This window comes from Paenarthrobacter sp. YIM B13468, from assembly GCF_042788025.1.
GTDB lineage: Bacteria > Actinomycetota > Actinomycetes > Actinomycetales > Micrococcaceae > Arthrobacter > Arthrobacter aromaticivorans.
In genome coordinates this window covers 135,681-160,820 of record NZ_JBHZPI010000012.1, presented here as the reverse complement: position 1 = coordinate 160,820, position 25,140 = coordinate 135,681, and the positions used below count along the sequence as shown (strand labels likewise).

The window sequence follows — 25,140 nt, the reverse complement described above, 5'->3', positions numbered from 1 at the left end:
TGTTGCTCCTTCTTTTGCCGAGAAAGGTGGTGGGTGGGGCGACCTGTGGTGACCGGCCAGCTTCCCCGTCCCTCCCGTTGTTTTTTGGCTGCTGGCGAAGCTTGCGGAGCTGTGACCGACGGAGGCCTGTCTACCCTTGGGCAAGGGGTGGGAAATTCCCGGAGGAAATAAGCGACGCAGGAGCGCCGCAGGGACATTTCCTGCCCCGCAGGCCCCGACGAAGGAGGGGCTAGACGGGCCGGAGCGGGCACGTACAATCCGAAGGACAGCAGCCAAAAAACGTCGTAGACACACAGGACCGGGCACGGCGGAGCTCTGCGAGGCCGGGACCGGGCCCAACAGCCGGCCACGGAGCGAAGCGGAGAGGACGCCCAAAAGGGTGCGAGCCCCGCGAGCACGCTCTTCCCTGGTCCCCGCGGATCCGCCCAGATCAGTCCCGGTCTGGGCTTGCCGCACGCACCAGGTGAGCACAGCCGGCCCCGTTGCGGGAACGGCGGTCCGTCGCCGGCAACCACCCACCAGGGCCGGCCACCTGCGGCGGACCGCCCGCCCACATGAGGCGAACGGCCCACCATCGCCTATGCGCCGCTGTCGGACATTGCCGGGATCGGGTGGGTGTTGAATCTACGGAAGTTGGCGGCGATTTCATGGGCAATGTCCGCTATCGGTGTTCCCGGCGTGATGGTCTTCTCGTCGTCGGCGGAGAACTCCACCGGTTCGCCGTCGTCGTCGTAATGGTCCGGGCCGTAGTAGAGCTCCGCCGTGGTGAACCTGGATTCCAGGGGGTTCTTCCAGCTGAATGATCCGGGGCCAATAGTGAATGTGTGGCTGCCTTCGCTCTGAAGGAAAAGGGTGGCGGTGCCTCCGCCGGTTTGGTCGACGTGAAGTTCCAGGCCTTCGGCTTTCATCGCGTCCACCAGTTCACGCGCGGGAAACCATGTGATCTCTTCGGTGGTCTGTCGGGTTTCGGGGCTTTCAGTCATGATCGTTCTTCCTTTACGAATGGGGTGGTGGCCGGGACGGGCGTCCCGGCCACCAGTGGGTTTAGCTGGCGAGTAGTTCGGCCAGTTCTGCGGCGTCGGAGACCAGGGCGGCCGCGCCTTCTTTCAGGAGCCTGTGGCAGCCTGCCGAGTTCGCGCTGTGCACGCTTCCGGGGACTGCCGCCACATGTCGGGCGATGGTTTCGGCGTGGTGCGCGGCGTTCAGCGCGCCGGAACGCCACCGGGCTTCGACAACACAGGTGACTCCGGCCAGGGCTGCGATGATGCGGTTCCGCTGCAGAAAGCGGTGACGCGTGGGCGCGTTTCCCGGGGGCTGCTCTGAGACGACCAAACCGTTGGCCCTGATCGCGGCCGCGAGGTCGGCGTTGCCGGACGGGTAAACCCGGTCAAGGCCTCCGGCGGCAACCGCGATGGTCGCCGGTCCGGTGCCGGTAAAGCCAGCAAGCGCGCCACGGTGGGCGTGGGCGTCGATGCCGTAGGCCAGGCCGGAGACGATGCAGATTCCACGCTGGGCCAGTCCATGGGCCATGTCACCGGTGACAGCTGCGCCGTAGCTGGTGGAATCGCGGGAACCGGTCAGCGCTGCCGCGCGCTGTACCGCGGGGATCCCCTGGGTGATGTTTCCGACGTACCAGAGCCCATACGGGGCATCAGGCAGATCATCGAGGCCGATGGGCCAATGTTCATCACCGGGGATAAGGAAACCTCCGCCCAGTCGTTCGATGGTGGCAAGGTCCCTTTCTGCGTCCACGTCCGGGATCCGCTGCGCCCAGCGGCGCAGCCCTTCGTTCAATTCCTCTTCGCCAATGCGGCGGAAGGTGTGGGGCGGTTGCGCCCCGGTGGCTACTCTCAGGGCCGCGTAGGCGCCCAAAGCGTGGACAAGCGCCCGGCCAGTGGAGTCCTGGGAGTCGAAAAGACGAGTCAGGGCGGCGCGTGCAATGCGGTCGTTCATGGTGTTGCTCCTTCTTTTGCCGAGAAAGGTGGTGGGTGGGGTGGCCTGTGGTGACCGGCCAGCTTCCCCGTCCCTCCCGTTGTTTTTTGGCTGCTGGCGAAGCTTGCGGAGCTGTGACCGACGGAGGCCTGTCTACCCTTGGGCAAGGGGTGGGAAATTCCCGGAGGAAATAAGCGACGCAGGAGCGCCGGAGGGACATTTCCTGCACCGCAGGCGCCGACGGAGGAGGGGCTAGACGGGCTGGAGCGGACACATAGAATCCGAAGGACAGCAGCCAAAAAACGTCGTAGACACAACAGGGCCAGGGTCTCCGGAGCTCTGCGACGGCGCGCCCTGGACCCAACAGCCGGCCACGGAGCGAAGCGGAGAGGACGCCCAATAGCTGGTTGGAGCGCAGCGGAGACCAGAGGTGTGCTCTGACGTTTCCCGATATGCTGCCGCAATGACAAACACTCAAGAAGCCAGATTCCTACCGCCTGCTTATCCCCGGAATGAATTCGTGCATTTGATGAAGAGCCCCGGTGAACCACAACACACGAAGGTTCTCTTGGATGAGGCCCGGATTCAGGTCCAGGAACAGCTGCGTGAGCACGAATTTGTAGAGGTGGAACCGACCAACCTCAACGGCGAGGACGTCGGAGACAATACTCGATGGACTGCAGTGTTTCAGGTCAATGTGAGGACAAATGAGCCTGAGAGCCTCTGATTGAAAACAGAAAGAGCCGACACATGGGTGCCGGCTCTTTCTGTTTTCTCTGCAAAAGAAATTTGTGGGGGCAGCGTGGTCGCTGCCGTGCTTTACAGCTCGTCTAGGCGGTGGTCTTCCAGGGGCCGGTCAACCGGTCCCGTGACTGGTCCGGCTGTGAGTAAGCGCAGCTCCAAGACGTCTTCAGCCGGGCTTGCGTCGGGGGCAATGGTGTCTGCCTCGGTCATGCGGATCTCATCGGCCACGGTGGGGTCCTGCCTTCGGGTGTTGGGCTGCTTGTCCTTTCACCGTATCGGCTGTTCCTGCGATTTGGCTGGATAGTGGCTACGCCCGCGACAGCGACATCGCGGCCGGCGGAGCGTAGCGGGGGAGGCCGCGCGCACCTAGGCGAGATCCCGTCGGGTAAGGCCGGACCCTTGGTGTGAGGTCCGGCCTCATCCGGTTAGCGGCCTATCTTGCGGGCATAGGCCTTTTTCGGATCACGCACGCAGTCAGCGATCAAGCCGCGGCTGACCAAATCGGTCATGAGTTCCGCGAACCGGTAACCCTCGACGTCCTCCAACGCGAGCTTGAAATACCGTCCCGCGAAGCTGGACTTTCCTTTCAGCCATTCCGTCCAGCCGATCACGCTCAGCATCGGGGCGCGTTGTCCTTCGGGGGTGACTTTCATCAGTTCAAAAACAAGTTCCTGGGCCGTATCCACGCGGTTCCAGTCGGGACGGGCAATGAACACACCCAGCAGCACGGAGGTGAACTGATCCGGGGCGTTGGTGATGATGTCCGCCATCAGGTAATCCCGGGTGATGGGGTGCTGCAACGCTCCTGCCAGTTCCAGCGCGGCCTCGTGGGTGAGTCCTTTGGGGCTTTCAAGGAGTTCAGCCCATTGGGTGCGGCGTGCTTCGGTGTCCTCGGGCCAGCCGTCGGGCTTGTGCGCGGCGATCGTTTCGCGCGCTGCATCTTCGCCGGTGAACGGCTCAGGGGCGGTGAAACCGGTGACGTTGCTTCCCCGGTAGATGAAGGCGGTGTTGCCGGTGCTGTTGGTGATCTCGTCCAGTGAGCGCTCGGTGCAGCAAGCGCTGTCCGTGCACAGGTAGTTGTTCCACACTTCCGAGGTCACCATCCATGCGTCTTTCAGGGGCATCCGGGCTGTCTCCAACTCGGTGCGCAACGCCTGAACGTGCTCGGAGAACGGGCGGGGTTCGGCCGTGGTGTTCTCGTCGGTGTAGATGACCAGCAGGGTCCCGGTTGCCGCCTCGTCGGCTGTTGCGTAGCTGACGACGGTTTGGGCGAACGCCTTGGGTTCGAAGCAGAGCGGGGCATCAAGGCGCAGCGTGGCGCCAAGTGCGTTGCCCTGCATCGTCATCAGGACGAAGGATTCCTTGGGGGTCTCGCCCAGCATGTGGGGGACGTAGGCCAGGATGTCGGCTGGGGTGCTGATGTTGATGGGATCGTTCATGGTTTTGTGTCCTTTGCAGAGGATTGGTGAGGGAGCGGTGTGACCCGGCCAGCTACTTTCTTTCCTCCCCCGTTGTTTTTTGGCTGCTGGCGAAGCTTGCGGAGCTGTGACCGACGGAGGCCTGTCTACCCTTGGGCAAGGGGTGGGAAATTCCCGGAGGAAATAAGCGACGCAGGAGCGCCGGAGGGACATTTCCTGCACCGCAGGCGCCGACGGAGGAGGGGCTAGACGGGCTGGAGCGGACACATAGAATCCGAAGGACAGCAGCCAAAAAACGTCGTAGACATACAGGACCGGGCACGGCGGAGCTCTGCGACGTCGGGACCGGGCCCAACAGCCGGCCACGGAGCGAAGCGGAGTGGACGCCCAAAAGGGTGCGAGCCCTGCGAGCACGCTCTTCCCCTGGTCCCCGCGGATCCGCCCAGATCAGTCCCGGTTTGGGCTTGCCGCGCGCACCAGGTGAGCACAGCCGGCCCCGTTGCGGGAACGGCGGTCCGTCGCCGGCAACCACCCACCCAAGCAGCCACCCGCGGCGGACCGCCCGAGCGTGACCGGCCCCGGAGGACCGGCCACCGTCGGGTCTATTCGCGGCGGTCGTGGAGTGGGATGGCTCCGTACTGTCCGGCTGCGCGTCGGAATCGTGAGTCGCTGCTGTAGATGAACGTGCCGCCGAACATGTACCACGGGGCGGGTTCGTCGTCCGGGGTGACCGGTTCGGCGTGGATCACGGTTTCGCGGTGGAGATTTTCGTTTTTGACGAGCCTGACGGCGGGCCGTTCCTTGGTGGCTTCGAAAACGGGGTCGATGCCCTCGCCGATGACGGTCACCTCCATGACGCGGGCGGAGATGCCCTGATTGGAGAAGTCCGTGCCCAGGGCGTCGCGGTAGATCAGTGCGGTGATGCCTTTGGGGGCTGTGGTTTCGTTGCTCATGTGCCTGCTCCTTTTGAAGTGGTGGGGGCTGTACTGCCCGGCTCTGGCCGGGCAGTACAGCGGTTCTCAGTCCCGCTAGAGGAAAGTGGGGCGGTGTTCTGCGGCGAACAGGACGGCTACGGCTTCGTTATGCCACTCCAGTGCCGCGTATTGCCGGGTGGTGGTCAGCTCGCCGGGGTTCACGTTGGCCTCCGTATTGATCGCTTTGGCCATGCCGCGGATGTGCGCGGCGAGGTCAGCGGCGGAGTCGGTGCTGTAGGCCACCGGGGATTTCTCGACGAGTCCGGCGAGAGTTTCGAGGAACACCACGGCTTGGGCCGGGGTTTGGGCAATGCTGCGGTTGCCGGTCATGGTCCTTGGTCCTTCGTGGGTGGAGTTCGGGCCTTGCCGGGCAGTGGGGTTCCGCCCGGCAAGGAGTCGAGGGGTGTTAGGCGGCTTCCTGGTACATCGAGGGAATGCGGTAGCGGCTGGGTAGCTCTGCGGCGGCTGCGGGCAGGTCCGCCGGGCCGTGGGCCTGGCCGTTTTTCCAGTGGTAGAAAGCCTGTTCCGTGATGGCGTCCCAGAACCGGGCCTTGGTCCGGTAGAACGTGGTCTTTACGTCGCCTTCGCAGTAGGTAGCCATCCCGAACAGGTTGCCGATCTCATCGGCCGTGCGGATCCCCGCGACCATGACATAGGGCCACTGGCCGAGGTCCCAGCCATCGGATCCCCAGCTGGGAATCACGGCCCAGCCGTGTTCTGAGATGAGTTCCATCCAGTCGTAGCCGTCGTTCATGTGGTAATCCACGAGCACGGGCACGTCGTGGATCGTTTCCTCGGTGTCCTCCGTGGTGATGGTCTGGACGCTGATTGCGTTCATGGTGTTGCTCCTTCTTTTGCCGAGAAAGGTGGTGGGTGGGGCGACCTGTGGTGACCGGCCAGCTTCCCCGTCCCTCCCGTTGTTTTTTGGCTGCTGGCGAAGCTTGCGGAGCTGTGACCGACGGAGGCCTGTCTACCCTTGGGCAAGGGGTGGGAAATTCCCGGAGGAAATAAGCGACGCAGGAGCGCCGGAGGGACATTTCCTGCCCCGCAGGCCCCGACGGAGGAGGGGCTAGACGGGCTGGAGCGGGCACGTACAATCCGAAGGACAGCAGCCAAAAAACGTCGTAGACATACAGGACCGGGCACGGCGGAGCTCTGCGAGGCCGGGACCGGGCCCAGCAGCCGGCCACGGAGCGAAGCGGAGTGGACGCCCGTCAACTGGTTGAAGCGCAGCGCAAACCAGGGCGAGCCCCACGAGCCTGTAACCGTTGCGGAAACTGTCAGGCGGGGCGGGTACGGTGGGTATGTCCCGCCTGGTTCCCCCAATCCCAGGCGGGACGCTTGTTTCTAAAGGAGAGGTAAGGCGATGGGACTACTAAACTTTTTGAACAGGCGCAGCCTGCCCACTGTGGTTGCTCCCCCATCGGCTGTGGGGCAGGACGCGTCCACAGGGCAGGAGCCGAAGCCGGCCGCCGAACCGGTACCCGGGCAGTTGGCGGACCTCGAGGCTGCGCGCACTGAATTGCTGCAGCTCGCCGCTGCTGTCGGGGTGGAGAGCCTCAACGCTTGCCCGCGGGACGGGAGCCGCTGGCAGGATGATCCTGCGACTATCAGGGCAATCACCGCAGTCATCAGGGAAGCGCATCTGGAGGAACAGCTGTCGGCGGAGGATGGGTGGTCGGCCCGGTAAGGCGTGGCCGCCGGTACTGGCGCACCCCTTGGTGATTCCGGTTTGCCCTTTCTTCTTCCGGTGGTCTTGGTCCTTTAGGCTGAGCGCATGAGCGAGTCCATCCCTCGGACACTTCAACCGCCGGTTGCTGTAGCCCTGGCCAAGCTCGTCAAGACGTTCCCCGGCCCTGGAGCGTTGCCCGGGAAGGTCTACGCGAACCCAAATGGGACGGGTATAGGGCCATCGTCCTGAATGATTCAGACCGGGCGACGCTATGGAGCCGTCAGGGCAAGGACTTATCGAGGATCTTCCCCGACCTCTGCACCGCGATCCGGGACCACGTCCCACCCGGTGTAGTGCTCGATGGCGAGGCCGTCATATGGAACGCGGACCGGCTGGACTTTGAAGCGCTGCAGCGGCGCATGGTCAGTTCCAGGGCGGCTTTGCCGGCCCTGGTCCATGAGCTTCCGGCCGCATATGCGGCCTTCGACGTCCTGGCCGTTGCCGGGCAGGACATTAGGACGATTCCGTTCGAGGGGCGGCGGCAGCTGCTCGAAGAGCTGGCCCGGCAATGGACCGCGCCGTTGAACCTCTCCCCCACCACCACGGACATGGAGCTGGCCAAGACCTGGTTGAAGGATCTGCCCGCAACGCGAGTGGAAGGGCTCGTGTTCAAGGGCGGCTCCCAACCATACGATCCCTCCCGGGCGTGGTTGAAGCTGAAGACCAAAAGCACCTTTGATGCGGTTTGCGCGGCCGTCATCGGCCCGATCACGCAACCGCAGGCCATCATCGCTGGCTTGCCGGTCGATGGGACGCTGCGGATCATTGGCCGGTCCACAGTCCTTTCCGCGCGGGCAGGGCGCGAGCTGGGCCGCCACCTGCGCCCAGCCCAGCCAGGTCACCCATGGCCGGAAGAAATCAGCGAAGCCTCACTGAACAGATTCAGCAAAGACAAAGGCCCGGTCCACCTGACACTGGTGGAACCGATCGTGGTCGAGATCGCGGCCGACGTCGCGTGGACCGGCAAATCCTTCCGGCACCCCGTGAATTACCTGCGGGCCCGTCCGGACCTGGCAGCCGCCGACGTCGAACCCCCTCCATACCTTCATCACCGCTAGTGGGTGGCGGTCTTTGCCTTCCGAGCGTTTACCGCGTCCTGAAATAGGTCTGCGAGGCGCAGCCAGTCGCTGACTGGCAGCTCATCGCACCAGTCCTCCAAAAACTCTTCTGGCGCTGAAGTTTTTGAAGGGCGATGTGGACCTTTGAACGCGAAAGAGGATGTAGCGGGGTTGGTTCGCCCACTGAATTCCACCTTGGGTAATGCCGTGGGTGACTGGACGGTTGGCTCCCATGCCCGCCAAGCGGTCAGGAATGGACCTTCAAAGTCGGGGTTGCTGGTGGGGATCCGAGTGATGCCCCGAGCTGCCAGGGCACCCAGAAAGCCATTGGCCAGGGTGAGGGATTTTTTTCTTGTCCATGATCCTCAACTTTATTCTGGCCAATGTCGTCGGCCCTTGCATGTAGACTCTTGATTCGAACATATTTTCGAAAAGTGGTGTGTTGTGGGCGTGATAGTTGGCCCCCGCGTGATAGATGCGGAGCTTTCTCTGGCGGTGGTTCAGCTGGCACCGGTAGCGGTAGCTGCTGGCTACCCGTCCCCGGCCCAGGACTACTTTGACGGCCGGATCGACCTCAATGAGCACCTGATAAAAGACGTGACCAGCACGTTTATTGTCCGGGTGAGCGGCCATTCCATGGAGCAGGCCGGCATCAGCGACGGAGATGAACTTCTGGTCAATCGTGCCTTGGAACCGAAAGATGGCTCCGTCGTGATCGCCGTCCTGGATGGGGAACTGACTGTCAAGCGGTTACGGATTACCCCTTCGGGAGTGATCCTGCAGGCAGACAACCCCGCCTACCCGGACATCGAGGTTCCGGCCTTATCGGAACTGACCATTTGGGGCGTGGCGACCACATGCCTGCACCACGTATAGGCGAGGTATTGCGCTTACCGGGTGGATTCAGTGCGGTGCCAGGTACGAAGATACAGGCTCATGGATGTGGGCGGAACAGGAGAAACCAGCTGTGACCTTGGCCCCAGAAAGGCGACAGACCCTCCCGGACGTAAATGTCCGGTTCAGTCCCGACGGCACCCCGTTGGCGATCCGTCACGACGGCCGGATCTGGATGGTCGACCCCGACGTCCACACGGCGCACTGGTTCACCCGGGACGCATGGTGGGAAACCCGGACCCGGGCCGCCGTCGGCACCGGGGACATGGTCAGCGTCGAGCACTGGCAAGTCCAAGCCAAACTGCCGTCCGCCAGTGCAGAGCTGCGCACGTTTACGCTAAGGCGCGAGCCCCTGGCCACCGGGTGGCAGCTGGAAGCCCTCAGCTAGTGCCCGCCGACTTGTATCGCTCTCCCATCCCCGAACCATTCTGGGAGCGGATTCGCAACGAATACGGCCTGCCCACCCTGGAACAGGTCCACGAACGACTCTCCGCCGTGCAGGAGGATCCCAAACCCGTCATGCGCCAACTCCTCAGGGTCTTCGTCGGAGAAGGCGCGTACTGTCCTGGTTTCCAGTTCCGCCCTGACCTGTCCCTGGACCCGGTCGTGGCGGAGCTGTTCGACCGTGCCATGGAACTGCGGATCCCGCACAACTACTTTGCTCTCTGGATGATGGTCCCCTCCCCCGCCCTGCAAGGGAGACGGCCAGTGGACCTCCGGAACAGATGCGCAGCATCGACACTGGTCGCGGCCCTCGAACGGGCCTTCACCTCGATGGCGGCCTAGGATATGAGAGTGAAAGTGACCCTGACAGTCGAGGCCTTTACCGGGGAACTGAGCCACGTCGAGGCCGAAGGAGAGACGTACGAGAACGCCAAATCAGCCGCCGAAGCACAAATCCCCGAAGGCTCCAAAGCCATTGCCATCCGCACCAGCTAACAGGCGCTCGTACCTGGAATCGGCGCAGCACATAGCCGCCTACGTCCAGCGAACCGGTTCCCTACCCATTTCCGATGGTCAGAACGGAAGTGAGACGGAACGCCTCGCCCGGGCCCTCACCGTTCTACGGCATCAGAAACGGCGCGGCCACCTCACGGACGAAGCCATCCAGGTCCTCGACGCGAACTACCCTGCTTGGGCGGACGGGACCACCCTGAAAATCGAACGTCAGTGGCAGGCCCGGGCGACGGAGTTCATCGAATGGGTCACCAAGAACGGCAGACGCCCACACCACAGCTCCGCGGACCCGACCGAACGGGCACTGTCCAGTTGGATCACACGGCAACGACGGCACGCCGCCAAGGGCGAGTACCCTGCCCGGATCCAGGAACTCAACGCACGCATGCCCGGATGGGACCGCACACCTGGCCCCGGGTCTTCGAGCTGAGGTTCAAGGCTATCTGTCGGCCCAACGCTCGTGTGCAGCCTGCCGGCTGATCCCTGCCGCACGGCCGATATCAGTCCAGGAAGCGCCCGCAGCTTTCGCGGCCGCGACGGTCTTATCCAGACGATGGGCCGCCTGTCGGTGCTCCTTCGCTGCTGCCTCCACGCCAAGAATCGCTTCGGACGGGGCAATGTGGATCATCCACTCATCCTGAACGGCGTCCTCCACCCGTTCGGAAACAAAAGCTCCCTCACCTGGAGGGCAATACTCTTTACGGGCGTCGAAGTCAGCCTCGGACTGCGTGAGAACACGTTCCCACACCTCTCCCTGCCACCCGCAGGTGCAGGCACCACGCCAACTCATAATGAGGTCGTGAGGAATGATCTCCTCATCAGGGTGGAATTCCCCTGCCGGTTCGTAGTGTCCTGTGATCCCGTGGAAAAGGATTCCTGCCCCGGTCGAAGACCCTGAAAGCCGCCCGTCAGGCGCGATCGCGGCCACCCAGCCCTCGTGTTCGTAGTCATTGGATGTCCAGCCCATAGCCCGCACCTTCCTGTCAGGGTTTCCTGACAGGAAGTCTTGCAGGAGCCACTGACAATATCCAGAACCGACTGGCTCGAGGTGCCCTACTTTTGCGGCGTTGGGGGTTCGGCTGCCTCAATGAGCTCGGGTCCGTTGTTGCGGACGCTGTTCACCCGGGTGGTGACAATCCGGGGTGTCAGCGTGGGTTCCGGCAGGGAATCGAGCAGGTGCTGAACATCTGCTTTGTCGGTCAGGTCAGGGTCGAGCCACTCGCCGAAGCGGTCTTTTGGGATGATCACCGGGGAACGGTCATGAACGTGTCCCAGAGCGTCCTGCGTCGTTGTGGTGAGTACTGTACAGGTCAGCATCCAGCGTTCAGGGTCATCTTCTGGCAGCTGCGGGTCGGCCCAGAATTCGTACAGGCCGGCGAAACCCAGCAATGGTTCCTTTTCGGAGAACAGGTAGTTGGGGATCTTCTTGCCGTCCTCGGTCTTCTGCCACTCGTAATAACCTTCAGCGGGCACAATAGCGCGACGCCTGACTGCAGCTGACCGGAACGATGGCTTCTCCAAGATTGACTCACTGCGAGCATTGATGAGCTTCGACCCGATCTTGGCGTCCTTCGCCCAGGACGGCACCAGACCCCACTTTGCAATGAGTAGGCGCCGATCAAAGGTGCCCTCGTCCAAGCGTTCGGCAATGATTGGCACGTTCTGGGTCGGCGCGACATTCCAGCTCGGTCCCGGTGGGCTGCCTTCAACCTCCCTGGCGTCGAAGTGGCTCAGAAGATCGCTCGTTGCCTTGGACATCACATATCTGCCGCACATGAACCCATTCTGCCTACATACCTGACAATTTGGATGAGCTTGCCCTGGCACGGCTGCGCCGGAGGGCCAAAGATGTGGGGAATGGTGGAAGTCCTGAACTACCGCCTCCGACACCGACGATCTGGCTAGCGTCGAGCACTGGCTGATCTAAGCAATACTTCCTACCCGGCGCTTAACCCACCGCTTCGATCCGCCCCCTTTGGTCCGCTTCATCCTCAGGAGCGGGACCTCCGGATGGTTGATTGGCGCTGGCGAGAACGTCCACATGGTCCTTAGCGCGGCTGCGGGCTCACGTGTGTCGGTCCTTCGCCTGGTAGGCGCAACGCCTCGGAGAAGCGGGCGGGAAATAGCGTTTGCCCCTCCCAAGGATTCCCAAACTTTCCCAAAGTTTCCCATTTGGGATAACATCAGTGGTGCAAAGGGCAGTAGCCCTGAGAAGTGGGTCTGGCAGTCTTCCGGATGGTATGACGAGCCGGGCCCGCGATGTTTAACGGTGGCAGTAGACGATGTCCTGGACCAAAGGTGAAGCCTTCCGAATCCAGTCGCCGCCTTTCTGGTGGCACCAGGCCACTGCGTCGCTGACCCAAAGCAGTGGCTCCTCGTAGGCTTTGCAGTGCATATATTGGAACCCTTCCCCACCGCCCAACTCCTTCAGGTGTTGGGCGATGAAGCGGCGGTCCGCTTGCTGTAGAGAATCGTCACTCTCGAGCACGAGCTTTGCTGCTCCTCCTGCCACTAAATCGTCCAGCAGACGCTCCAGGCACAGGGGCCTGGCCGCCTTATCTGGCATGTTTCGCGCGATGTAGAGCCTTGTCGAGAGTCCTGCCTGAACGGCGCCTTTCAGGAAGGCGTTTCGTGAACTGTCGCTTTCACTTTTGAAGTGGACTCGCCGTTGGCCTGGTCGGCGCAGCGCTGCGATCGCTCTGCGGGCACTGGCAACGTCCGTTGGTGCGATCACGGACGCTGCTACGTAATAGGCCTTCGACTTGGACTCATCCACAAAGACGTGCGCGCCAGCCGAAATGAGGGGATTCACGGGCTGGACTCCATCGAACTGATCATCATTTACTAGTGCGCAGTCGTTGAACTGCCACCGTCTCCCTTCGACACGGCGCCTGGGGCAGCCAGAAGTACCTGCTGTACGTCGTTTGCGGAGAAGTAGCCACGGTTTCGTCCTCCCCGAATGGCTTGTCGCCATGTCGGCTTAAAGACGCGCAGCATGGCGCGGTACGTGGGAAGCATCGGGGTATGTGAGTTTCCCCCTCCGTTCTCCGGTGCGAAGGCGTTCGTTTGTTCAGTCCATCGATCAGTTTTGATCAGAAATTTGGCATAGTTGGCCAGCCGAACTTCGTCCGCATCGTTGTAGTCGAACCCCTGAAACGTGCCATGGTACTCGGCGTCAGCGACATCCAACTGTTGCCAGCCGTCTTTGCCAAGCTTCCTGACACTTGCCTTGATGACCCGGAACATGTCCAGGATGTCCCAAACCAGCTCACACTCAGCCCGGCTCATCGGCGCACTGATGTCTGCGAACTCATGCGGGTACTCGCCGGCAAATCCGTACTCCAAGGTCTTGAGCGCCCGCACCTCCGCGTCGTGGTCGTAGTAAGAGTCGTCAAGGCCGCCCTTGGTAGCAAGAAGGTTGCGATGAAGGAGCTGCAGTACTTTTCGCTGATAGGGGGTTAGAGACATGTCCTCTACATCCTCTGGTCGATCCACCCCAACATCCCCGGCCTGCTCAAGGCGCAGGTGCATCTCAAGAGCCTCACGGATGTAGTCGCTGACAGCTATGGCGCGCGCCTCCGACGCCTTCTCTATCCGCTTCTTGGTCTCGTCGTTAAGCCTTAACGTGACTGTGGCCATACTGCCCACCCCTTCTCATCGCATCGTAAGCGTGTATTACACAAAACACTACCGTACTACGCGTAAGCTTCCGGCGCGTCGCGGCCTCCTACTAGATACGGTGGAGTTTTTTCGGCCGGGACAAGAGGCTTCGGCTGAAATTACTGCGTGCTGTGCAGTCGGGATGAGACATCACCACATCGCCGAGTGAGGTCAGGGAACGCGGCGGCAACCGTGGACAGGGTGGTGATGGCGTTGACTGCTCTACTGATCAGGCCCTTTAGCTGAACCGGCGGAAGGTCATGTGTGGGAAGGACATGAAAAGCGACCTAGGCTTGCTCGTGATAGTACACGTGATCTGTGTATGGACCTTCGTCGTCACGCCGCGTCAGCGCGAGCCTTTGCAGGTGGGTGGTCTTGAGAAGAGGCTGGAAGGGTAGTCCAACGTATCCCATTACGTTCCGGACCAAGGTGTCCGAAATGTCCAACAGCGGTGCAATCGAGAACTCCAGAATTTCGTCCCGTGAGCCGTGGAGCCCATGCAGTAACCAAGGGTTGGAGTGGGTGGCTCCAGAATTGAGATTCCACGCGTAGTGGGTACTGGGCGCGTGTTCCAAGCTCAAGTCCGTTGTCTTGATCTCGATGTTCGCGACTTTCCCTCCTGGCCAGTGGACATTCTGTGCCTGCCCGTTGGCCTTGACCTTCACTAGGAGGCCGATGCTTCGGAATAGCTCGATAACTCCACCGCGTTTTTCTGTGGCCGCCCTGAGATCTTCCTCGTCATCTCCCATCAGGCGGAAAGCCTCTAGAACCGGTACGCCTCCCTGGACCCGGTGGATGAAGTCTGCTGCGCATCGGGCCAGGCGGTCGGTGGAGGACAGCCTAGGGTCGGTGAGGGAACACGCTCTCAGTGTGGCATCGTGGATGGCTCGTACACAGTTCATGGCAGGCAGTGCAAGCATCCTCTCCGCCTTTAAAAGCATAAGAATTCCCTGACGGTACTCCTCCATAGCGATCAGCAGAGTAGCCACTGTCTGCCCTCCACCTGAGTACGTGCCAAGCACAAGCTCAGGGTTGTCACTATTGGCTGCCCACTGCCGGTCCAGGAAGGCAGCGGAGCCTTCTGGCGGGGAGTGAAAGTTTGCCAATGCTTCCGAAGAAGCATTGGCGATCATCTTTCCTTGCTGCTCAAGGATCCTGCGAACAAGTAGATCGAGGTCTGGCAGTCGAGCGGGCATAGAGCAAACTTACGCCAATGGCGTCCCCTGTCTTCGTCCCATTGGCGCGCAGTCAGTAACGCGATACGTATACAGGGTTCGCTGCAGCGTCGCTGATCTCGACAGCCAAGTCCGTGCTCAGCCGGTGGCCATCGGCTTTCTTGGTCAGGAATTTCATGGCCGCAGCTTTTCGCTCCGCTTTGGAGTAGACCACCTGCCATGCGGGGAAGTTCCTAAGTTCTTCGGCTATCTCCGCCTTGCGAGCCCGGAAATCCTGTTCAAACTCGTAAACCTTGGCGCTTATTATCCTGTTAGCTTCGGGCATGACGCGGTGGGACAAGGTGATGTCGTCGATCTCGTCCATTCCAGCTTCAGCGATGATAGTTGCCATCAGGTGCCGACGCTTGCCCACTTGTTCGCCGCGGTACTTGCGGGATTCAGCCAGAACTGTCGCCGCCGTTTGGATGTTGGTGTAGTACTCGGTCAGGCGTTCCCGTTGGGCTTCATTAGTTTCTTCCTCTGACTCTTCGACCGCTTGGTGTAGCTCGTTGAGGAAGGGAACCAGCCAACTAGCACCGGCGTGCCACTCATAAAGCAGCCCGTGGGCGGCCCAGAATACCGTCACACTTTGGTGCTGTCCGTTGTACCGTCGAGCAGCTTCAGTCAGTTTCTTGGCCCGAGCGGACAAGTTTTCCTGGTCATCGACCAGCTCATCTAGATAATTCTGTACCTCGAAGATGGAAGCACTAGAACTAATGAATACCGCCCCGACCTTGGCTGCCACACGGATGGCTTCATCGACGTTGAGGTCGCTGCCACTGAGGGCTATATGGCTCTCCCCCTCGATCTTTGCGCCAGGCACGAATAAAAGGCCGGCCTCATGAGCGCGGGCTGGAATGCTCTCAGTGATTTCTGCCAGCTCGGTGGAGCTGTACATAAACGTCATGGGTCCGATACTAGGGCGTGTACCGGCAAGACGATGACGGCACCACCAGCACTGTCCCACATCCTTAGAAGTAGGACACCCCTAGTAGGACAGTCCTCCGTCGGTGCCCATGGCACTAACACCGATGCACCACGAGACTCCAACGCTATCTGAGTGAGCCATTTCCTTCGGATAGGGTGAGTCAGATGCAGCTTAAGTCTCTGTGGAATGAAGCCGTTCGGAGCGGCTGGGCCAGTGGACCGCTGAAGTACAGTGTCGACGTCGAAGCCCGACTATCCGGATGGATTCCTGTTGCAACAAGGGCCGGGGAACAGGAGACATCCGTTCTCCGCCCCAAGGATCAAGGCCAAGCCCATCCGCACTCCATCAGTGCCGTCCATGGACTCGGCGAGCAACCGCTTCATGTTGACGGGTCACATATGTTTCGCCCGCCAGACGTCGTGATCTTGGTACCAGAGACTACAAGCTCCACCCCAACCAATCTCTGGCGGCTCCCAGGAACCGGCGAACTCCAACACATCGACTCGCTATGGAATGGACTCTTTGTGGTTGGGAGCGGAAGATTTGCATTTCTGTCACCGGCACTAGAGGTAACGCGCGGCGGCAGGAAGCTCCGATTTGACCCAACAATCATGGAACCGGCAGACGCAAGGGCCCACGAAGCCGCCCGGTATCTTCGTGAGGCACAAAATGATGCGCATGCCTTTCAATGGACTGATCCACATTCGGTATTGGTGATAAACAACAGGGCAGTGCTCCATGGTCGGGCTGCCGTGGCCCTCGGCGATGGTGCCCGCAAGCTGACGCGTCATGCGTTCTATCTACAGGAACTGCCGTGAAGCCTTCGTACGACCATGAAACCCTCTGGCTCAAGGCAAAGCTCTTCCTCAATCGCGCCATGGACGAGGAACCTCCCAGGTCATTCGATGAGCAAGCGCTCTGGGCCACCCTCGCCCTTGAGTTGCTGGCCAAGGCCGCCCTGGCCCGGGTTTCGCCTGTCCTAATCGCAGAGCCGAACGAAGAAGGAAAACACATTCTCGCAGCAGTCGGTCTGGGTGATAGTGAGTCGTACTTTATGTCGGTAAGAGCCAAAACCGTCTTCATTCGGTGCAGCAGGGCCTTCAAGCCGTTCAATGATACGAAGGCTATCAAGCTCGCAAACGCTAGGAACGAGTACCTTCACGGTGGCGGCATGGGTTTCGGCATCACTCCTGCCAAGCAGTGGTGGCCAGAGTTTTGGGCGCTAGCAACCATACTCGTCGATAGTCAGGACAAAACCCTAGAAGATTTAGTAGGGCCATCTCGTCTGAACATCGTTGTTGAGCACTTGGAGAAGAATAAGAAGTACGCGGAGGAACGGGTCAAGTCGCTCATCAGCAGCGCACAATCTCGCTTTGAACAAAAGAGGAACGGTAGCCTGCCAGCTAACAGACTCAACCTTTGGAAATCACCCGAGCAGCTGCGGCTTGGGTTGAAGTATGCAGAATCCACGACATGTCCGGCATGCGGCCAGGACGGGGTCGTGGAGGGCGAAGAAGTGGACAACATCCGTCTTGAAGGCGCTGGCTGGGTCCAAGTTTCGGAGGATGACTACGTCTTCGAGGGTAGAGGATTCGGGGACGTAGCTGCTGAGTACTTCTCTTGTGCCAATTGCCAACTGGTGCTGGAAAACTACGAGCTGATGGACGCCGCAGGCATGTACACGGCATTCGAGGTGGAAGATGATGACTTCGTCGTCGATGCAGAGGAAGAACCGGCCTACGGCAACGACTGACACCACACTTGCTCTAATTCAGCCGACCCGACAGCACGTAGCGGCGGAGCGATACGTGCCTTTCCCAAAACCTTTATCGCTGCGAATCTCGATCGATGCTGATCAAGCGACCGTCCTCAGGCTTTTCGCCGTATCGCCACAGCGGCAGCGGGAGCTCTACCGAAGGTCCCCGAAGCAACTCGTACCCATCCGGGGTTTCTCGCCACATCCCGTTGTCGACAAGCTTTGCTATCACATCTGCATCGCCATACTCCGCGGCCACCGCCTTCGGTACTACTCCCGTTCGGCCATTGGCCGAGGTCCAAGATCCACATCGGATCCAAAAACCGAAGGCCGCCAGCCCATGCTCGCCTGTGAAGGCCGGGTGATCTGAGGCATCGGAGTGGAAGTCAAAGCTCATATGTTCAGCCTATGTCACATTGCTTTCCACTAAGACGCCACTTAACTGCGTCTAGCAGATTCCTCGCCGCACTGTCCCACTTCCTTAGAGGTGGAACAGCCATGAGTGGGACGTTGCCCAAGTGCTGAGGTCAGTAGTTTGCGCTCCGCCTAGAGGCCAGTACACGCACCTCCCCAAGTACTAGTGCGGGCTTGTTGGCATTCGTGACGGGAAAACTGAGGAGATTTTTACAAACTATCTGGGCTGGCACTACTTCCGCTGGGCTAAACGGCCGGGACGCTGTCCGGGTTCGCCCTTCAGTTCTCGAAGTACGTAGTGGCCGGGCCGGTCTCTCCTGTCAGTCCGCTGATAATGCCGTCAGCGACGTCATGAAGTTTTTGGTTCCGGTTCTGGGACGCTTTATGCAGGAGCGCAAAGGCTTCGTCCTGGGTGCAACGGTTCTGGGCCATGATCATGCCGCAGGCTACGTCGATGGCTGTCCGACGTGCCATGGCCGCTTTAAGGTCTTCAGCGAGCAGGTCTGCAGCGGCGATTCTCAACACCAGGCGCATGGCCTGGGACGCGATGTCAGCGAAAACGTTTGCCTCTTCGATGGCTTCTCCGGTGAACACCCCCGTTTCGGGGGCGAAGAAGTTCAGGGCCGCCGAGGCGTCCTGTCCCAAGGGCAGCGGCACACCCAGGACGCTACGGACACCGGTCAGGGCCAGGTCCTTGCAGTACTTCGGCCATCGCGGATCCGTGTTTGTATCAGCCAGCAGCACAGGCCCGCCGCTTTCGAGCGCCGCCAGAGCTGGACCTTCTCCAAGGGATTGTTCGATGCCATCGAGCACGATCGCTTCGTCGTTGCTGCCGGCGATGGTCACAGCCCGTTTGCGCCGCGCCAAGGTCACCGCACATTCGACCTGGGCACCGGTGACTCTTGACATGGTGGTGGCCGCGTACCGGGTCATGCCGTTCAGGAAGCCCTTGATGTCGGCTGTGCTGGTGATGAGCTGGTGGAGGCGCTGGAAGTCCTCGTTCTGTTCCTCAGTGTCCACGCCCCCATAGTAGAACCAGAACCCCACGACCCACTCCCCGTGCCGATTGAAGGCATCGAATGGACGGACCCGATGCGTCAGGGCAGGATGGAGTCATCCGCTGAGGCAGTCCGGCGGCCAGGAGACAGCAGATCTCTTGACCACACCGACGCCGGGCGAAGGTTCATGTCCGGAGGAGCAGGACTCATGAGCGACCTTCAAATCGGCGATACCCTCCCGTTGGAACGACTAAGTTTCAGCGCCACTGAATGCCCGGTCTCAACCGGAGCTCCTGGCGCGGAAGAGATCTGCGTCCTGGATGCCGGGCACATCGGCCGTCACCTGTCCGCAGGCGCAGACCTGGTAGTCCGCGCAGTCTGGGGCTAGCGGACCCATGCACCCACTGGTTCTGATGGGCATCGTTCTGGGGGTCGCCATCATATGGTCAGCGTTCGTCTTCTTCATGCTTTCACGACTCGAAAGAGAGGAACGCAAAGCCATGCGTGGCGCCCGGAAAGCAGCTGAAGCAGCCCTCGCGCAAAAACGGTCTCACCGGAAACCCAAACGGGCGTAGAAAAAGTGCCCACTCCCCGGACCCTGGGCCAGCCGAGCAGGCGAAAGGCCGGACAGGCTTCTAAATACCGCTATCCGGCCTTGCCAGCAGATACAGGGGCAAGTTGTCGGCCACTAGGGGGAATAGTGCCGGCTGCTGTCATCCGCTGTTCCAAGTAAAGAGCCGCGGTGGCTTCCTGCACACGAGTAGTCAGTACTCGATTCTTTGCCTGCCCCAGCAGAGGACTACCTAGAGTGTCTAGCTATTCCCTTCTACGAGATTCAGCGTGGGCTGGTGCCCCTTGGCACGGCTGCGCTCGTCATCGCCATCCGGTGGCCACTGGCTGTGCAACCTGGAGCCGACGTCCGCGTAATATCTCCGTCCCAGATGTTGTCCCGAATCATCTACGGAGAACAGCAGTCACAAAAGCAACTTCCGGGACACTTACCTTTGTGGCTCAGGAGTCCATGCCTAGGTATCGGTAGACGGTGGCGCGGCTGGCTCCGATAATCTTTCCGATGTCCGTCGGCTTGAGACAGCGAGCCTTCAGTTCATGTGCCCTTTTGACCTTCTCGTGGTCTGTCGTGATTTCCCGGCGGCCTGCTTTGCGTCCGTTAGCAGCTGCAGCCGCCATGCCGGCCTTGGTGCGCTCGGAGAGCTGGTCTCGTTCAGCTGGGCGAACGCGGAAATGATGGTGACCATGGCCTGGGCCATCGCTCCCCCGACCTCGCTGGCCGGGTCGGTGGCGATGCCGTCCCTAAGGGAACGGAACTTGATGCCTCGCACCTTGAAGTCATCCAGGAGCTCGAGCAGGTGGCGGGTGTTTCGTCCTAAACGGTCCAGTTTCCACACCACGACCTCATCTCCTCGACCGAGACGGTCCAGCATCCTGTCCAGCTCCGGACGATTGACCCGCGTCCCGCTGATCCCCTGGTCTTTATAGATTAGCTCGCACCCAGCTGCTTCCAGTTCCCGGATCTGCAAATCGGTGTTTTGGTCAGCCAGGCTGACGCGGGCGTACCCAAGGCGTGCCATCACTTCTCCGGTCTTATCAAAGGACAAATATGAGTGATGTTGAGAATGCCCTAGCGAGACACATTGTTGGGACTGGCTACATGCCGGAAATCCGCGAGCCTGAATCTTCAACCTGTGAGTCGCAGCGATAAGTGGCGCCTTTCCTACGTGGCTAATTGTCACCCTTTCGCCCGTAAGCCGACGCGTAGAAGGGAACGGATGTCGGCACGTTCAGAGAAGTGTGTGTTCCAGTAGCATGAGCCGATGACTGCAGAATCACCTGACACGTTGAGGGAAGGAATTCACTGGGGGTGGGTAACTACTTCGTTTCTCTCAGGCATTGGGGTTACTCTGACCGCCTTCTTCGTTCACGAATGGTGGGGATGGAATACCGTTGCCGAGGCAGTGTTGGTGAACATCGGGACAGCCCTTGGTATCACGAGCGTCCTTTTTCTCCTTGAAAAGAAGTTTCGTGTCTCCATACGTTCGACTGCGGTAGAGGCCGCAGGGCAGTTGGTGGAGCAAGCGACACGCAATCTCAACCGCCAGATGACAGATCTGGAATCTCGCATCTACGCTTCGGTCGAGGCCTTCGCCAGGGAACAAGACGACGTACTTAAGAATCTGGCTGACGGCGTAACTTACGAGAGCACACTCCGGGCACTGGAGACAGCAAACTCGATCAAAGCTTTGGTTGGTGGGACGATTATCATACGGTCTTCCGAAGAGTCGGGCATGAGTGTTGCTTTCGCCCTCACAGACGACACAGACCCACTTCGGCGATTAAAGCTCTCTGTATTGGACCGCCTCCATAGTCAGAAGAACTTCCAGCGGCGTACGCTCGCCAGAGAATACTGGGATCCGTCAGAGAGCTTCGAGGACGCCGCCGCCCGACTGTCTAAAGCGGTAGTAGCTGAAGGCAAATGGTCAGGCCCCGCTACGCTGCAATGGAGCACGGTACTTCAAAACCTACCAATCGCCTTGGATCTCGCTATCCGCTCGCGGCGAGGGGATGCAGCAGGCACCAAGCTCCGAGGCAGGATCCTCGAAGTCATAGCTCAAGACCTGTTCATAACTGAATATGGCCTCGAAGCCCCTCAACGAGGCCTAGAGCTCAGAAACCCCATAGTAAGCGAATCCAAATACAAGCCAAAATGGGTCAGTTCTAGCGAGTGGGAAGCGGCCGCCGACGCCCACTGGACATCGCTCTTTTAGGGTGTCGTGTCTCGGGCGGCCCCTCACTCCGCGAGACCGATCTGCGCTGTGGGCGACACTCTTGGCCGGGATACGCCGTTTTCGTGGACGAAATGCTTGCTTTCTGTCTTCCAAGAGAGTCTGGTTGCCGATCCTTCACTGGCGTTCGAGGATACTTTTCCATACCGTCCATTCCTAAGCTCACTGATTCCCAGAAGACCCGCCGCAAACTGCCCGGCGAAGGTCCAACCGCGCACTCCTGAACGTCTCACAAGCCTTGGGATACGAGACGTCTCACCGGTTCAGTTCGGCAGTGTCCTGGTTTCTGTGGAATCTCGCCACTTTCTCTGCGTTCGGCGATTCTCATATCTATGTCTCGAAACCTTCTGCTTGAATCGACGTACTGATCATTAGTTATGAGACACATTGGAGGACCGCATGCCGAAACTTATTGGCTATGCCCGGGTTTCGACGCGGCAGCAGTCCACGGACCGGCAGCGGGCGGATCTACTGGCCGCCGGCGTTCGGCGCGATGACCTCTACGTCGACCAGGGTGTCTCCGGAGCGCGCGCATCGCGACCCAAGTTCGATCGAGCACTCGATGCACTCATGGCGGGTGACACCCTCGTCATCACGACGCTGGACCGGCTCGGGCGATCCACCCAGAACATGCTTGCCTTCGCCGACGAACTCCGCAACAGGGGTGCCGGCCTGCGCGTGCTGAACTTGGGCGGAGGCGACGTCGACACCGCAACACCCATGGGCTCCATGTTGTTCACAATCATGGCCGCTCTCGCGCAGATGGAACACGAGATCAAGCGCGAACGCGTCACGGATTCCATCATCAAGCGGAGAGAAGCTGGCAAGGACCTTGGCGGCCGGCCCCGCCGGGTCACTGATAGCCAGGTCAGAAGCGCTGTTAGCCTGGTCAAAGGTGGTGAGCCCGCAGCACAGGTTGCCCGGGACCTCGGTATGTCCCGGGCAACCTTCTACAGACGGTCACGAGCGCTTGCCGACTAGCAGGAGCGACATTTAGCGCAGCAAAAAGACCGCCACTAACCGCCAACAGTCACAGGTCAGAATCATCTCTCCTGACCAAACCCGCGGGTCCCGTCAAAGGATCCTTTGATGCAACGGCCAAGTGGGCATTTTGCCCACTTGGCAACAGAAGCCGAAGTCAACCGAAGGGGAAGATATCTAACTGATATCAATCAGCTATCATTTCGAAAGTCTATTCGTAGCTGTCTCTAACCTGTTCCAGCCCAATCCTCAGTGCTCTCAAAGCCATGGGATGCTTCTTTCGCCCTTCCAGGGTAGCGACTTCCGACAGTAGTTCTACTAGATCCAAGTCGTTGTCGAACCGAAGCAGCATCGTCTTTGGGCGCTCCTTATCCCTAATGTCGCTGAGTTCAGGTGTAAACCTAGGCCTGACAGGTACGACACGTTCGTCCTTGGCGGCCGGCGCCAGAAGCAGAGGTTCAGCTGCGTTGCCAAAGGCTTCGATTGCCTCATCCCGAGCCCTCTCGGACGCTGAGCGTTTCTTGAGTGCCATTAGCCGATCAACTCCTCCACCAAACCCCGGATCTCTCGAGCCGCCTTAGGATTCTTCCATTCGACGACACCCAAGCCTTCCCCAACTACGTCCCGATAAGCCTTGCGTTCGTACAGAACGGTCTGCAAAGGTTCAATGCTCGGGTAGTCGGCGAGGTATTCCCTAGCGTCTGCACTCTCCGATTCGAAAGCGTTAGTTGAGACTCGGGTCAAAGCCCCCCGGACTCGCAGCGTTGGGTTGAAATCTCGTGCGGTTTCGATGAGTTGGTCCACGGTGACCAGGGTGTCTAGGTCAAACTGACTAGATTGAGTCAGGATTAGGAGTTGATGCGCGGCCGTCATAGCCGTACGCATTTCCTTGCTGTCCTTGCCTGCCACGTCGACGAGAACGATGTCGTAACTCTTATCGAGTTCTCGCAGAGTCTCATGTAGGCTACCCAGCTTTTCAACGACAAAGATGCGCGGTTCATGACCGGCTTCCTCGCGATCCACAGCCCACCGCGCGGTAGACCGCTGGCGATCCCCATCTACCACTGACACGCGCATTCCACGCTTCGAGAGCTCAACGGCCATGTTAGTGACGACCGTGGATTTACCCACGCCACCCTTTTCGCTTCCAACCACGATGATCATGACAGTAACGCTACCTGGGTAGAAGCTATCAAACTGGTACCGACACGCTAGTGTTTTGATAGCAGTTTGGAATTGATATCAAACCACTAGTGATTTGATATTGCTTTCAGAAGTAGTCGAAGTAGTTCAAGCGGCCCGTTGCTATCAAAGCGATACTGGCTTAGTAGCAGTTCGATACTGCTATCAGCTCGAAAGCCACAGGGCCTGGCTCAGCGAACATCCATCACATCGACCATTCGGAAACAACAAGACTGGGGAGAGATACCAGATCACTATCACAATGCTAGTGATGTGATATCAGCTTCAGTCATCTCCTAGAGGCAGACCAAAGCTGAACCGAAACGACGCGCCCAAACTGCTCTGATATCTAAGTGATAGCACTTTGAAAGTGCTATCACTCTGGCTGATGATCTGCTGTCGAGTGAATGGCTGTTTGAAATCACTTCGATACCGGCTATCGACCAGAAACTTAGGGGATGATCAGCTAGCGCCCACAACTCGGATCCTTCCGGGCGATCAAAAAAGAAAAAGCTACTGATTTGATAGCAGTTTCATACTGCTATCAAATCAGTATCAGCGTGGCCGAAACCCCGAAACGCCATCAGTAGCCGAAGCCTGCAGAGCTGCCTTCGATGGGGGAGTGGAGTCGGGCCCTCCACCATCTACAGCCACTTCTCTCTCCAAAACTTTCAAGACTATTGCTCGACGTCAACATTTGGCGCTCCTTGGCCCTAGACGAAATTGTGATCTAGGTGGACCTTGACCTCACCACCACACCGGGCAGCACCTTCTCATAGCCGTCCAGCTTCTCGTTCGTCAGGTTTTCCTGACAGAATGAGGTCGCAATATCCCACCTGCCCGCAGACAACCTCATATGGAGATAGAAGCATGAATTGGGACATGCAGGACGGGATCCACGAAGGATGGCCCGCTGCAGTCGCACCAGACGGGCGGATATCGAACGACGTCCGAACGGGTAGCGTTTCAGTCGAAGGTGTCTCAGGAAAATTCTCAAAGCACCCAGTCCATGCAGGGCGTGAGATTATCCCGGACGACACAGTCATTGGTTGGCGCTCATTCTGCGTGTGCGGCTGGACTGGTCCGTTCTGGAAGCGAGCCCTAACAGCTTCAGAGGAAATACGAACCAAGCATCTGGCGTTTGTCCCCTTTCTCGGAGTGGCAGTGCCATCAGTGGCAGTTGAAGCTGCCATGCACCTCGAGTGGTTGACCCATGCGCAGCCTGCTGCAGCAATTTCTGAGCTAAAGGCCGCCGTACGTTCATTAAAGGACGCAGAAGGGCGCGTTGATAGGGGAGTGCATTCAGCACGGTCCGCGGGAGTCTCCTGGGCGGCCATCGGCACTACCTTGGGAATCAGCAAACAGTCAGCTCACGAACGATGGAAGTCGTAGCACCCCTGTCTGTCGCAAACTGCCGCTACGACTCCCGACTCCCGCTGAAACCCTCACAATTCAAATATCGTTCTCGAGCTGAAGCAAGCATCTAACACAAAGATG

General features: G+C 59.8%; 32 protein-coding genes. 13 read left to right on the top strand and 19 right to left on the bottom strand.

Translation table 11 applies throughout. The features are described from left to right. Positions 1-578 precede the first annotated feature (578 nt). Positions 579-983, bottom strand: coding sequence for a hypothetical protein (locus tag ACFX4T_RS13375; RefSeq protein ID WP_377652299.1), 405 nt, complete (start codon positions 981-983; stop codon positions 579-581). Between the two features lie 61 nt (positions 984-1,044). Beyond that, positions 1,045-1,953, bottom strand: a complete 909-nt coding sequence (dprA, locus tag ACFX4T_RS13370) for a DNA-processing protein DprA (RefSeq protein ID WP_377652298.1) — start codon at positions 1,951-1,953, stop codon at positions 1,045-1,047. 442 nt (positions 1,954-2,395) lie between these two features. Between dprA and ACFX4T_RS13365 the strand changes: the two genes are divergently transcribed. Next, on the top strand, positions 2,396-2,659 hold the full coding sequence (locus ACFX4T_RS13365; RefSeq protein ID WP_377652297.1) for a hypothetical protein: 264 nt from the start codon (positions 2,396-2,398) through the stop codon (positions 2,657-2,659). 92 nt (positions 2,660-2,751) lie between these two features. On the opposite strand, the gene ACFX4T_RS13360 is transcribed toward ACFX4T_RS13365, so the two are convergent. The 5 genes from ACFX4T_RS13360 to ACFX4T_RS13340 all read right to left on the bottom strand — a co-directional run bounded on the left by ACFX4T_RS13360 (position 2,752) and on the right by ACFX4T_RS13340 (position 5,906). Then, positions 2,752-2,904 (bottom strand): hypothetical protein, encoded by a 153-nt coding sequence (locus ACFX4T_RS13360; protein ID WP_377652296.1) that lies wholly within the window; start codon positions 2,902-2,904, stop codon positions 2,752-2,754. Positions 2,905-3,101: 197 nt separating this feature from the next. Next, entirely contained in the window at positions 3,102-4,115 is a 1,014-nt protein-coding gene (locus ACFX4T_RS13355) for a DUF4192 domain-containing protein (RefSeq protein ID WP_377652295.1), read from the bottom strand. 581 nt (positions 4,116-4,696) lie between these two features. Beyond that, complete coding sequence (locus tag ACFX4T_RS13350) at positions 4,697-5,047, bottom strand: hypothetical protein (protein ID WP_377652294.1); 351 nt, start codon at positions 5,045-5,047, stop codon at positions 4,697-4,699. A 75-nt stretch (positions 5,048-5,122) separates the two neighbouring features. Next, positions 5,123-5,398 carry a hypothetical protein gene (locus tag ACFX4T_RS13345; RefSeq protein ID WP_377652293.1) on the bottom strand — a complete coding sequence of 92 codons (276 nt, stop codon included), beginning with the start codon at positions 5,396-5,398 and terminating at the stop codon, positions 5,123-5,125. A 76-nt stretch (positions 5,399-5,474) separates the two neighbouring features. Next, a complete protein-coding gene (locus ACFX4T_RS13340) occupies positions 5,475-5,906 on the bottom strand; it encodes a hypothetical protein (protein WP_377652292.1) in 432 nt (143 codons plus the stop codon). A 528-nt stretch (positions 5,907-6,434) separates the two neighbouring features. Here ACFX4T_RS13340 and ACFX4T_RS13335 point away from each other — a divergent pair. The 8 genes from ACFX4T_RS13335 (at position 6,435) to ACFX4T_RS13300 (ending at position 10,139) form a co-directional block, all read left to right on the top strand. After that, positions 6,435-6,758 carry a hypothetical protein gene (locus ACFX4T_RS13335; protein ID WP_377652291.1) on the top strand — a complete coding sequence of 108 codons (324 nt, stop codon included), beginning with the start codon at positions 6,435-6,437 and terminating at the stop codon, positions 6,756-6,758. A gap of 87 nt (positions 6,759-6,845) precedes the next feature. Continuing rightward, positions 6,846-6,989 (top strand): hypothetical protein, encoded by a 144-nt coding sequence (locus ACFX4T_RS13330; RefSeq protein WP_377652290.1) that lies wholly within the window; start codon positions 6,846-6,848, stop codon positions 6,987-6,989. Continuing rightward, positions 6,980-7,858: an ATP-dependent DNA ligase gene (locus ACFX4T_RS13325; protein ID WP_377652303.1), complete on the top strand. Its 879-nt coding sequence runs from the start codon at positions 6,980-6,982 to the stop codon at positions 7,856-7,858. The genes ACFX4T_RS13330 and ACFX4T_RS13325 overlap by 10 nt, the downstream gene beginning before the upstream one ends. A 444-nt stretch (positions 7,859-8,302) precedes the next feature. After that, the gene (locus tag ACFX4T_RS13320) at positions 8,303-8,734 is read left to right on the top strand and encodes a LexA family protein (RefSeq protein WP_377652289.1); all 432 of its coding nucleotides are present in this window, start codon (positions 8,303-8,305) and stop codon (positions 8,732-8,734) included. A 91-nt stretch (positions 8,735-8,825) separates the two neighbouring features. Continuing rightward, the gene (locus ACFX4T_RS13315) at positions 8,826-9,140 is read left to right on the top strand and encodes a hypothetical protein (RefSeq protein ID WP_377652288.1); all 315 of its coding nucleotides are present in this window, start codon (positions 8,826-8,828) and stop codon (positions 9,138-9,140) included. Further along, on the top strand, positions 9,140-9,538 hold the full coding sequence (locus tag ACFX4T_RS13310; RefSeq protein ID WP_377652287.1) for a hypothetical protein: 399 nt from the start codon (positions 9,140-9,142) through the stop codon (positions 9,536-9,538). Before ACFX4T_RS13315 ends, ACFX4T_RS13310 begins: the two co-directional genes overlap by 1 nt. 9 nt (positions 9,539-9,547) lie before the next feature. After that, positions 9,548-9,691, top strand: a complete 144-nt coding sequence (locus ACFX4T_RS13305) for a hypothetical protein (RefSeq protein WP_377652286.1) — start codon at positions 9,548-9,550, stop codon at positions 9,689-9,691. Continuing rightward, the gene (locus tag ACFX4T_RS13300) at positions 9,672-10,139 is read left to right on the top strand and encodes a helicase associated domain-containing protein (protein WP_377652285.1); all 468 of its coding nucleotides are present in this window, start codon (positions 9,672-9,674) and stop codon (positions 10,137-10,139) included. Before ACFX4T_RS13305 ends, ACFX4T_RS13300 begins: the two co-directional genes overlap by 20 nt. A gap of 9 nt (positions 10,140-10,148) precedes the next feature. Here ACFX4T_RS13300 and ACFX4T_RS13295 read toward each other — a convergent pair whose 3' ends face one another. The 7 genes from ACFX4T_RS13295 to ACFX4T_RS13265 form a co-directional block, all read right to left on the bottom strand. Continuing rightward, on the bottom strand, positions 10,149-10,676 hold the full coding sequence (locus ACFX4T_RS13295) for a hypothetical protein (protein ID WP_377652284.1): 528 nt from the start codon (positions 10,674-10,676) through the stop codon (positions 10,149-10,151). Between the two features lie 86 nt (positions 10,677-10,762). Beyond that, positions 10,763-11,485 (bottom strand): SOS response-associated peptidase, encoded by a 723-nt coding sequence (locus tag ACFX4T_RS13290; RefSeq protein ID WP_377652283.1) that lies wholly within the window; start codon positions 11,483-11,485, stop codon positions 10,763-10,765. 487 nt (positions 11,486-11,972) lie between these two features. Then, a complete protein-coding gene (locus ACFX4T_RS13285) occupies positions 11,973-12,521 on the bottom strand; it encodes a hypothetical protein (protein ID WP_377652282.1) in 549 nt (182 codons plus the stop codon). 32 nt (positions 12,522-12,553) lie between these two features. Beyond that, positions 12,554-13,348: a YfbU family protein gene (locus ACFX4T_RS13280; RefSeq protein ID WP_377652281.1), complete on the bottom strand. Its 795-nt coding sequence runs from the start codon at positions 13,346-13,348 to the stop codon at positions 12,554-12,556. Between the two features lie 308 nt (positions 13,349-13,656). Further along, complete coding sequence (locus ACFX4T_RS13275; RefSeq protein WP_377652280.1) at positions 13,657-14,565, bottom strand: hypothetical protein; 909 nt, start codon at positions 14,563-14,565, stop codon at positions 13,657-13,659. A 52-nt stretch (positions 14,566-14,617) separates the two neighbouring features. Then, entirely contained in the window at positions 14,618-15,490 is an 873-nt protein-coding gene (locus tag ACFX4T_RS13270; RefSeq protein WP_377652279.1) for a hypothetical protein, read from the bottom strand. 584 nt (positions 15,491-16,074) lie between these two features. Next, positions 16,075-16,302, bottom strand: a complete 228-nt coding sequence (locus tag ACFX4T_RS13265; RefSeq protein WP_377652278.1) for a hypothetical protein — start codon at positions 16,300-16,302, stop codon at positions 16,075-16,077. Positions 16,303-16,325: 23 nt separating this feature from the next. Between ACFX4T_RS13265 and ACFX4T_RS13260 the strand changes: the two genes are divergently transcribed. Next, positions 16,326-17,264 (top strand): hypothetical protein, encoded by a 939-nt coding sequence (locus ACFX4T_RS13260; RefSeq protein ID WP_377652277.1) that lies wholly within the window; start codon positions 16,326-16,328, stop codon positions 17,262-17,264. 73 nt (positions 17,265-17,337) lie between these two features. On the opposite strand, the gene ACFX4T_RS13255 is transcribed toward ACFX4T_RS13260, so the two are convergent. After that, complete coding sequence (locus ACFX4T_RS13255; RefSeq protein ID WP_377652276.1) at positions 17,338-17,664, bottom strand: hypothetical protein; 327 nt, start codon at positions 17,662-17,664, stop codon at positions 17,338-17,340. Between the two features lie 296 nt (positions 17,665-17,960). After that, positions 17,961-18,701: an ANTAR domain-containing protein gene (locus ACFX4T_RS13250; RefSeq protein ID WP_377652275.1), complete on the bottom strand. Its 741-nt coding sequence runs from the start codon at positions 18,699-18,701 to the stop codon at positions 17,961-17,963. 186 nt (positions 18,702-18,887) lie between these two features. On the opposite strand from ACFX4T_RS13250, the gene ACFX4T_RS13245 reads away from it, so the two are divergent. After that, complete coding sequence (locus ACFX4T_RS13245; RefSeq protein ID WP_377652274.1) at positions 18,888-19,067, top strand: hypothetical protein; 180 nt, start codon at positions 18,888-18,890, stop codon at positions 19,065-19,067. 712 nt (positions 19,068-19,779) lie between these two features. Here the strand turns inward: ACFX4T_RS13245 and ACFX4T_RS13240 are convergent. Further along, positions 19,780-20,268: a recombinase family protein gene (locus tag ACFX4T_RS13240; RefSeq protein ID WP_377652273.1), complete on the bottom strand. Its 489-nt coding sequence runs from the start codon at positions 20,266-20,268 to the stop codon at positions 19,780-19,782. 243 nt (positions 20,269-20,511) lie between these two features. Between ACFX4T_RS13240 and ACFX4T_RS13235 the strand changes: the two genes are divergently transcribed. Then, positions 20,512-21,462 (top strand): hypothetical protein, encoded by a 951-nt coding sequence (locus ACFX4T_RS13235; RefSeq protein WP_377652272.1) that lies wholly within the window; start codon positions 20,512-20,514, stop codon positions 21,460-21,462. A gap of 417 nt (positions 21,463-21,879) precedes the next feature. Continuing rightward, positions 21,880-22,461 carry a recombinase family protein gene (locus ACFX4T_RS13230; RefSeq protein WP_377652271.1) on the top strand — a complete coding sequence of 194 codons (582 nt, stop codon included), beginning with the start codon at positions 21,880-21,882 and terminating at the stop codon, positions 22,459-22,461. A gap of 211 nt (positions 22,462-22,672) precedes the next feature. On the opposite strand, the gene ACFX4T_RS13225 is transcribed toward ACFX4T_RS13230, so the two are convergent. Both ACFX4T_RS13225 and ACFX4T_RS13220 read right to left on the bottom strand, forming a co-directional pair. Further along, on the bottom strand, positions 22,673-22,993 hold the full coding sequence (locus tag ACFX4T_RS13225; RefSeq protein ID WP_377652270.1) for a hypothetical protein: 321 nt from the start codon (positions 22,991-22,993) through the stop codon (positions 22,673-22,675). After that, a complete protein-coding gene (locus ACFX4T_RS13220) occupies positions 22,993-23,625 on the bottom strand; it encodes an AAA family ATPase (protein WP_363933985.1) in 633 nt (210 codons plus the stop codon). The genes ACFX4T_RS13225 and ACFX4T_RS13220 overlap by 1 nt, the downstream gene beginning before the upstream one ends. Positions 23,626-25,140 lie beyond the last annotated feature (1,515 nt).